The following is an 8,430-nucleotide window of genomic DNA, read 5'->3' on the forward strand; positions in this document are numbered from 1 at the left end:
CCCGCGGCGTGCCCACCCGGGTGGCCTTCCTGGGGGCGGAGGAGGGCGCGGCGGTCCGCGCCGAGCACGGTCCGGCCGACCTGGTGGCGGCCAACAACGTCTTCGCGCACGTCCCCGACGTCCGGGACTTCTCCGCGGGTCTGGCCGCACTCCTCGCCGACGACGGGTGGCTCTCCATCGAGGTGCCGCACCTGATGCGGCTGATCGAGCGGGCCCAGTACGACACGATCTACCACGAGCACTTCTCCTACTACACGCTGCTCACCGCCCAGCGGGTGCTCGCCACGGCCGGTCTGGTCGTGGTCGACGTCGAGGAGCTGGCCACCCACGGTGGCTCGCTGCGGATCTGGGCCCGGCACCAGCAGCACGCCGGCACCGGGACCCCGGCCGTGGCCGCGCTGCTGGCGGAGGAGGCGGCCCGCGGGCTGCACACCCTCGAGGGCCACAGCGGGTTCGCCGCCGTCGTCGACCGGGTCAAGCGCGACCTGGTGGCGTTCCTCTCCGCCGCCGCGGCGGAGGGGCGGACGGTGGTCGGGTACGGCGCCCCGGGCAAGGGCAACACGCTCCTGAACCACTGCGGGATCCGCAGCGACCTGCTGGCCTTCACCGTCGACCGCAACCCGCACAAGCACGGCATGTTCCTGCCGGGCACCCACATCCCGATCCTGCCGCCCGAGGCCATCGACGAGGTGCGGCCGGACTACGTGCTGATCCTGCCGTGGAACCTCCGCACGGAGATCAGCGCGCAGCTGGCCCACGTCCGTGACTGGGGGACCCGCCTGGTGGTCCCCATCCCCGCACTCGAGATCGACTGAGGAGCTCGCCGTGAAGGTCGTCCTGTTCTGCGGTGGCCACGGGATGCGGATGCGCGACGGTGGTTCGTCGGTCCCCAAGCCCATGGTCATGATCGGTGGTCGGCCGCTGATCTGGCACGTGATGCGCTGGTACGCCCACCACGGGCACACCGAGTTCGTGCTGTGCCTGGGCTACGGCGCCGGCTTCATCAAGGACTACTTCCTCCACTACGAGGAGACCGCCAGCAACGACTTCGTGCTGCGCGGGGGGCGTGAGGTCGACCTGCTCTCCAGCGACCTCACCGACTGGACCATCACCTTCGTCGACACCGGGCTCAACAGCAGCATCGGCGAGCGGCTGCGCCGGGTGCGGCACCTCGTCGAGGGGGACGAGTACTTCCTGGCCAACTACGCCGACGTGCTCAGCGACGTCCCGCTGCCCGACGTGGTGGCGACGTTCCTGGCCGGCGACGCCACGGCGTCGTTGACCGCGGTGCCGCCGCAGTCCTCCTTCCACGTGCTCGACATCGGTGAGGACGACCGGGTGTCCGGGCTGCAGCCGGTGAGCCGGTTCCCGATCTGGGAGAACGGCGGGTTCTTCGTCTTCCGGCCCGAGCTGTTCGACGCGCTGCTGCCGGGGGAGGACCTCGTCGACGGCGCGCTCGCCCGGCTGGCCGCGGCCGGCAAGCTCGCCGCCTACCGGCACGCCGGGTTCTGGGTGCCGGCCGACACGGTGAAGGAGCACGCGCAGCTGGAGGAGCTCTACCAGTCCGGCCGCCGGCCGTGGGCGGTGTGGGAGCCGTCCGCCGCCGCGACCCCGGAGGCAGGCACCCGGACGGTGACCGACGTCGACCGCACCCCGTCCGCCCTCGACGGCGCCCTCGACCGGATCTGAGCCGTGCTGGACCTCCTCCCCGCCGACCTCGGCCGTCCGCTGCGGGTGCTCGCGGTCGGCGCGCACCCCGACGACGTCGAGATCGGCGCCGGGGGCACCCTGCTGCAGCTGGTGGACCAGCGACCCGACACCGAGGTCGACGTCCTCGTCCTCACCGGCACCGCCGAGCGCGCCGCGGAGGCGCGGGCGGCGGCCGACCTGTTCCTCGCCGGCGCCCGGCACACGGTGACCGTGCACGACCTGCCCGACGGCCGGCTGCCGGCGCACTGGGACGCGGTCAAGCAGGTGCTGGAGGACCACGCCGCCGCCGCCCCCCGCCCGGACCTCGTCATCGGTCCCGGCCCCGACGACAGCCACCAGGACCACCGGCTGATCGCCGAGCTGCTGCCCACCGTCTTCCGCGGTGTGCTCACCCTGGGCTACGAGATCCCCAAGTGGGACGGCGACCTGGGCCGCCGTCCGGTGTACGTGGCCCTCGACCCGGCCACCGCCCGGCGCAAGGCCGAGCTGCTGGCGGCGTCCTACCCTTCCCAGCGGGGCCGCGCCTGGTACGACGACGAGGTCTTCCTCGGGCTCGCGCGGCTGCGCGGGGTCGAGTGCTCCTCGTCCTACGCCGAAGCGTTCAGCTGCGCGAAGGCCGTCCTGGCCTTCGCCCCCACCACCCCCGAGAGGCCCGGCGCATGAGCTCCGACCCCACTCCTGTCCCGGTCGCCGTCCTCGGCTCGGGCATGGCCGCGATGGGCGCGGCCCACGCGCTGCGCGACGCCGGCCGCGAGGCCGTCTGCTTCGACGCGAAGTCCTACGCCGGCGGGCACACCGCGACCTTCGACGCCGGCCACGGCTTCCTGTTCGACGACGGACCGCACCTGTCGTTCACCTCCGACGAGCGGGTCGCCGGCGTCTTCGCCGACGCCGTCGACGGTCGGTTCCGCACCGTGCAGGCCCACATCGACAACGTGTGGCGCGGGCACCGGGTGCGCCACCCGGTCCAGCTCAACCTGCACGGTCTGCCCCCCGAGCTCGTCGTCGACGTCCTGGCCGACTTCGTCGCGGAGTCCACCGGCCCGCAGCGGTCCGTCGAGCACTACGCGGACTGGCTGGTCTCCTCCTACGGCCGCACGTTCGCCGAGACCTTCCCGATGGTCTACGGCCGCAAGTACCACACGACCGAGCCCGAGAACGTGACGACCGAGTGGCTGGGTCCGCGGATGTACCGCCCGGACCTCACCGAGATGCTGACCGGGGCGCTGGACGCACCGCGGGAGCACAAGCACTACGTCACCGAGTTCCGCTACCCCGAGCGCGGTGGGTTCGGCGCCTACCTGGCCGGGATGCGGCGCGGGCTGGACGTCCGGCTGGACCACCGGGTGGTGGGCATCGACCCCGCCGCCGGGACGGTGCGGTTCGCCGACGGCAGCGCGGTCACCGCGGAGGCGATCATCTCCTCCATCCCGCTGCCGGACCTGGTGCCGCTGGTCGACGGGGCACCCGCGGCGGTGCTGGCCGCGGCCGCGGCGCTGTCGTGGAGCTCGGCGATGGTGGTCAACGTCGGGGTCGCGCGGGAGGACCTGTCCCCGGCGCACATCACCTACTACTACGACCCCGACGTGGTGTTCCCGCGGCTGAACTTCCCGCACATGCTCTCCCCGCACGTCGTACCGGCCGGCGCGGGCGCCATCCAGGCCGAGGTCTACCACTCGCACCGCTACAAGCCGCTGCAGCAGACCCCGGAGCAGGTGGTCGAGCGGGTGCTGGCCGACCTCCGGCGGGTGGGGGTCCTGCGCGAGGACGACGAGGTCCTGGTCGCCGAGGCCCGCAACATCGAGTACGCCAACGTCATCTGGGACCACCAGCGGGCCGACGCCGTCGCCACCGTGCACGCCTGGCTGGCCGAGGTGGGCATCGCCCGGTGCGGGCGCTACGGCGACTGGGACCACGCCTGGACCGACGAGTCCTACCTCAGCGGCGAGCGGGCGGCCGCCGAGGTGCTCGCCCGCACCCCCGCCGCCGCGCTGCGCTGAGCGGTCAGGTCCCGGCCAGCCGGGCGACCAGGGGGGCCAGCCCGTCGAGGTCGGCCCCCAGGTTGAGGTAGCTGAACCCGTAGCGCTCCCGCACCTCCTGCAGGCGGTCCACGCACTCGTCGACGTCCCCGACCAGCACCGCCGGGGAGTCGGCCAGGGTGTCGCCCGCGGCGGCCATCAGGGCGGCGAAGCTCGAGCTGGGCGCGGGGGCGTCCCGTCCCACCCGGCTGTGGTAGACGCTGAACTGCAGCTCGGGGTCGCGACCGGCGGCGGCGGCGGCCTCCCGCACCCAGCCGACCTTCTCGGCGACCCGCTCGGCCGTCAGGTCCGCGACGGCCTCGGAGTCCTGCACCCCGGAGCGCAGGGTGCAGTGCACCCCCACGACGTCGGCGGTCCGGGCGGCCAGCTCCAGCATCCGGCGGCCGCCACCGCCGACCAGCAGCGGCGGACGGGGCGCCTGCACCGGCCGGGGCAGACCGGTGAGGTCCTGCACCCGGTAGTGCTCGCCGGCGAAGGTCAGCGGCGCGGGCCCGAACAGGCCGGTCCGCACGGCCAGGGCCTCCTCGCGCCGGTCGATCCGCACGCCCGGGCGGGCCATCGGGATGCCCGCCGCGGTGTAGTCGGCGGCCATCCAGCCGGCGCCGATGCCGACCTCGACCCGGCCGCCGCTGAAGACGTCCAGGGTGGCCAGCGCCTTGTGCAGCAGGACCGGGTGCCGGTAGTCGTTGGCCAGCGCCAGGGACAGCACCCGCAGGGACGTGGTGGCCTCGGCGGCCACCGTCATGGCGGTCAGCGGCTCCAGCACCCAGCCGCTGCTGAGGTGGTCACCGATGGACATCGTGGTGAACCCGAGGTCCTCGATCCGGCGCACCTCCGCGCGCCAGGCAGCCGGGTCGGTCCCCAACCGCGGGGCCGGGGCGATGAAGCGGAAGGGCCGGGTCACGGGACGAGCTCCAGGGTGGGCAGCGGGAAGAGGAAGCGGGTGCCCCGGGCACGCAGGTCGGCGAGCTGGGCCAGCACCTCCTCCCGCAGCGGCCACACCAGGACCAGGACGACGTCCGGCGGGTCCGCGGCGAGCTCCTCGGGCGCGCACACCCGGGTGCCCGCACCCGGGAGGAACCTGCCCTGCTTGGCCGGCGAGCGGTCGGCGGTGCGCGGCAGCTCGGACGCGGTCAGCCCGCAGAGGTTCAGCAGCGTCGTCCCGCGGGTGGGGGCGCCGTAGCCGGCCACCCGTACCCCGTCCCCCAGCCCGGCCAGCGCATCGCGCAGCGCGTCGGGCAGCCGGAGGGTCCGGTCGGCCAGCGGACGCCAGGCCGCGGGGTCCCCGAGCCCGGCCTCGGCCTCGGCGGCCAGCACCTCGGCGACGCCGCCTTCGGGCCGCGCCCCCTCGGCGGTGGACCGGGCCTGCACCCGGACGACGCCGCCGTGCAGGGTCAACGGCCGGGCCGTGGTCACGGTGAGCCCGTGCCGGCCCAGTGCCGCGGTCAGGGCGGTCAGCGACAGGTAGCTCCGGTGGGCGTGGCAGACCACGTCCACCTGACCGCCGAGGAGGATGCCCAGGGCCGAGTGGAACTCGACCGCCAGCCGGCCGCCGGGGGCCAGCGAGCCGGCGAGGACCTCGACCGCGGCGTCGAGGTCGTCGGCGTGGCTGAGCGTGTGGTTGGCCAGGACGAGGTCGAACTCGGGCACGGCAGCACCCCGGACGTTGCCGTCGCGGACCGTCGTGGTGGTGCCCGCTGCGGTGGCCTGGTCGGCGAGGGCGCCGTCGCGCTCCCACCCGAGGACCTGGTGACCCGCCGCGGCGAACGGGCGGAGCAGCCCGCCCGAGCCCGACCCGACGTCCAGCACCCGGCCCGCGGGGGGCAGGTCGGCCATGAGCTCGGCCGCCCACCCGGCCTCGTGGTCGAGGACGGTGCCGGAGAAGGCGCTCCCGTGCCCGTGCGCGGCGTGGGCGAGCACCGGCGTCAGGGCGTCGAGCTGGACCAGCCCGCAGCTGCGGCAGCAGCCCACCGCCAGCCGGTGCCGAGGAGCACCGCGTGCGTCGTCCGGGCTGTCGGCCAGGTCGTCGGCGACCGGCTGGTGCCCGAGGTCGAGCACGGTGGTGACGGCGGCGTCGCGGCAGGATCGGCAACGACCGGCGGGCTCGTCGGGCACCGTGACCCCCTCGGTCGGTCCTAGGCTTGCGCACCATGTCCTACCAGGTCCGGCCATGACCGCTCCTCATCCCTCGGCACTGCGTGGCCGGGACGTGCTCGTGACCGGGCACACCGGCTTCAAGGGCTCGTGGTTGGCGCTGTGGTTGGCCGCGCTGGGCGCGCGGACCACCGGGTACGCACTGGCGCCGGAGACCGACCCGGCGCTGTTCGAGGTCGCCGGGGTCGCCGACGTCCTGCACGACCACGTGGTCGGCGACGTCCGCGACCGGGACGCCGTCGACGCCGTGGTCGCCCGCTCCCGGCCCGACGTCGTGCTGCACCTGGCTGCCCGCACGGTGGTGAGCGAGGGGTACCGCCGCCCGGCGGAGGCGTTCTCGGTCAACGTCGACGGCACGACGGCGGTGCTCGACGCGGTGCGGGCCGCCGACCGGCCGTGCGCCGTCGTGGTGGTCACCAGCGACAAGTGCTACCTGAACGACGAGTCCGGCCGGCCGTTCAGGGAGACCGACCCGCTCGGGGGGCACGACCCGTACAGCGCGAGCAAGGCCGCCCAGGAGCTGGTGGTCCAGTCCTACCGGCGTTCCTACTTCGACCCGCAGGCCCAGGCCGCGGCGGGCTGTCCGGTGGTGCGGCTGGCCTCCGGCCGGGCGGGCAACGTCATCGGCGGCGGGGACTGGACCGAGGACGGCCTGGTGGCCGACCTGGCCCGGGCCCCGGCCCGCGGCGGCGAGCTGGTGCTGCGCAGCCCGCACGCGGTGCGGCCCTGGCAGCACGTGCTGGAGCCGCTGTCGGGCTACCTCACGCTGGCCGCGGCGTTGCTGCAGGACGACGCCGACGCCCTCGCCGGCGCCTACAACTTCGGCCCGCACCCCGAGGACGACGCCACGGTCGCCGAGCTCGTCGACGGGCTCAGCACCGCGTGGGGGCCGCTGGCCGACGGCTCCCGCGGTTGGCGCAGCGAGCCCCACGAGGACCTGGGTCACGAAGCCGGGGTGCTCCGGCTGGACGTCGAGCTGGCCGCGCGGGCGCTGTCCTGGACCCCGACCTGGCGGCTGGGCGAGACGCTGGGCAGGACCGCCGACTGGTACCGCGGGTTCGGGGCGGAGCCGGCCAGTGCGCGCGACCTCTGCCGCGAGGACATCGCGGCGTTCGAGGGCGCGGTGTCCGGGAGCGCCACGCGGGGCCGCGCCGGCGCCGGCCCCGGCCCGTCCAGGAGCGACGCGGACAGCTCCCGGTCGAGCGGCGACGTGACCCCCACCGGCTGAGGGACGAGCTGGCCGTCCCCCGCCAGCTGGTGCACCCAGCAGGTGTAGCGGCGCAGAGAGGCGGCGCTGGTCAGGTGCTCGGCCGCGTAGACCCGGCCCCGGGCACCCATCGCCGTCGACGCGGCCGGGTCGGCGGCGACCTGCTCGATCGAGTCCAGGATCGCGGCCGCGTCCCCGGCCGACGTGGACCGGCCGGCTCCCGCGGCGGCCATCAGCGAGCTCGCCCCGCTGCGGGGATCGGTTGCGGCGACCACCGGTCGGCCGGCGGTGAAGTAGCTGGTGAGCTTGCTGGGGACACTCATCTCGACCAGCCCGGGCTTCTCGTGCAGCACGAGCACGTCCGCGGCAGCGAGGGCGGTCTCGAACTCCCCGTCCGGCAGTGGCGCCAGGAACGTCAGCCGGTCGACGTCGGCACCCAGGGCCATCACGTGCGCCCGCTGGGACCCGTCACCCATGACGACGACCCGCACCCGGCTGCCGCGCTGGTCGGCCAGCCGGGCGACGTCCACGAGGCCGTCGAGGCCCTGCTTGACGCCGATGTTGCCGGCGTGCAGCGCGATGACCTCGTCGGGTCCCCAGCCCAGGCGGGCCCGGACCGCGGGGACGTCGACGTCCTCGGGGACGTACACGTGCGACCAGTTGGGGATGACCTCGATCCGGTTGGGCGCGATGCCGGCCTCGACCAACCGGCGCCGGAAGACCTCGTGGATGACGGAGATCGAGTCGGCCCGCTTCAGGAGCGCGATCTCCAGCCAGGCGGTGGCGCGGGTGAGCAGACCCCCGCCCAGTCCCGTCTCGGCCAGCGCAGCGCCGTACAGGTCCTGCACCCACACCCCGAGCCGGTAGCCACCCGCCCGGCGCAGCAGAACCGCCGGCAGCAGGGACAGCAGCACCGGGCTGACCGCCACCACGACGTCCGCCCGACGGCGCATCAGCTGCCACGCGGTCTTGACCGCGAACGTGGACTCCATGACCACCCGGGTGAGCGCAGTGGGCTCAGCCGGCACCAGGTGCCGCTGCCGGCGCACGGTGACCCCGTGGTCGACCTCCACGCGGCGTCGGCGCAGGTAGTCCGGGTGCAGGTGCCACTCCGGGTAGTGCGGGTAGCCCACGACCGCCGTCACGTCCATGTCCTCGGTCGCGAGGTGCCGGGCCAGGCCGGTGGTGTAGGGCGCGTTGCCCGAGTGCTCGGGGGCGTAGTGCAGGCCGACGACGGTGACGTCCAGGCGGGTCATGAGTCGACCCGGACTGATCTGCCGGAGAGCTGGTCGTCGAGGGCCTGGATGTCGGCGTCGACCA

General features: G+C 74.7%; 7 protein-coding genes and 1 pseudogene. 5 read left to right on the forward strand and 3 right to left on the reverse strand.

Annotated features, from left to right (window positions below):
* The 4 genes from UXQ13_RS23210 to UXQ13_RS23225 all read left to right on the forward strand — a co-directional run.
* Positions 1 to 815 (forward strand): class I SAM-dependent methyltransferase (locus UXQ13_RS23210; protein ID WP_336393079.1); only part of this gene is annotated, 815 nt, incomplete at its 5' end.
* Between the two features lie 10 nt (positions 816 to 825).
* Positions 826 to 1,689 carry a sugar phosphate nucleotidyltransferase gene (locus UXQ13_RS23215; protein ID WP_225234224.1) on the forward strand — a complete coding sequence of 288 codons (864 nt, stop codon included), beginning with the start codon at positions 826 to 828 and terminating at the stop codon, positions 1,687 to 1,689.
* A gap of 3 nt (positions 1,690 to 1,692) precedes the next feature.
* Positions 1,693 to 2,373: a PIG-L deacetylase family protein gene (locus UXQ13_RS23220; protein ID WP_336393080.1), complete on the forward strand. Its 681-nt coding sequence runs from the start codon at positions 1,693 to 1,695 to the stop codon at positions 2,371 to 2,373.
* Positions 2,370 to 3,710, forward strand: a complete 1,341-nt coding sequence (locus tag UXQ13_RS23225) for a protoporphyrinogen/coproporphyrinogen oxidase (RefSeq protein WP_225234226.1) — start codon at positions 2,370 to 2,372, stop codon at positions 3,708 to 3,710. The genes UXQ13_RS23220 and UXQ13_RS23225 overlap by 4 nt, the downstream gene beginning before the upstream one ends.
* Positions 3,711 to 3,714: 4 nt before the next feature.
* On the opposite strand, the gene UXQ13_RS23230 is transcribed toward UXQ13_RS23225, so the two are convergent.
* Both UXQ13_RS23230 and UXQ13_RS23235 read right to left on the reverse strand, forming a co-directional pair.
* Positions 3,715 to 4,653: a TIGR03621 family F420-dependent LLM class oxidoreductase gene (locus tag UXQ13_RS23230; RefSeq protein WP_336393081.1), complete on the reverse strand. Its 939-nt coding sequence runs from the start codon at positions 4,651 to 4,653 to the stop codon at positions 3,715 to 3,717.
* Positions 4,650 to 5,864 carry a class I SAM-dependent methyltransferase gene (locus UXQ13_RS23235; protein WP_336393082.1) on the reverse strand — a complete coding sequence of 405 codons (1,215 nt, stop codon included), beginning with the start codon at positions 5,862 to 5,864 and terminating at the stop codon, positions 4,650 to 4,652. Before UXQ13_RS23235 ends, UXQ13_RS23230 begins: the two co-directional genes overlap by 4 nt.
* Positions 5,865 to 5,919: 55 nt before the next feature.
* On the opposite strand from UXQ13_RS23235, the gene rfbG reads away from it, so the two are divergent.
* Positions 5,920 to 7,131, forward strand: a complete 1,212-nt coding sequence (gene rfbG, locus UXQ13_RS23240) for a CDP-glucose 4,6-dehydratase (RefSeq protein WP_336393083.1) — start codon at positions 5,920 to 5,922, stop codon at positions 7,129 to 7,131.
* A 104-nt stretch (positions 7,132 to 7,235) separates the two neighbouring features.
* On the opposite strand, the pseudogene UXQ13_RS23245 reads toward rfbG, so the two are convergent.
* Positions 7,236 to 8,366: pseudogene (locus tag UXQ13_RS23245) on the reverse strand (glycosyltransferase family 4 protein); the annotation flags it as partial.
* Positions 8,367 to 8,430: the final 64 nt, after the last annotated feature.

Source organism: Klenkia terrae, from assembly GCF_037083865.1.
Taxonomy (GTDB): Bacteria; Actinomycetota; Actinomycetes; order Mycobacteriales; family Geodermatophilaceae; genus Klenkia; species Klenkia terrae.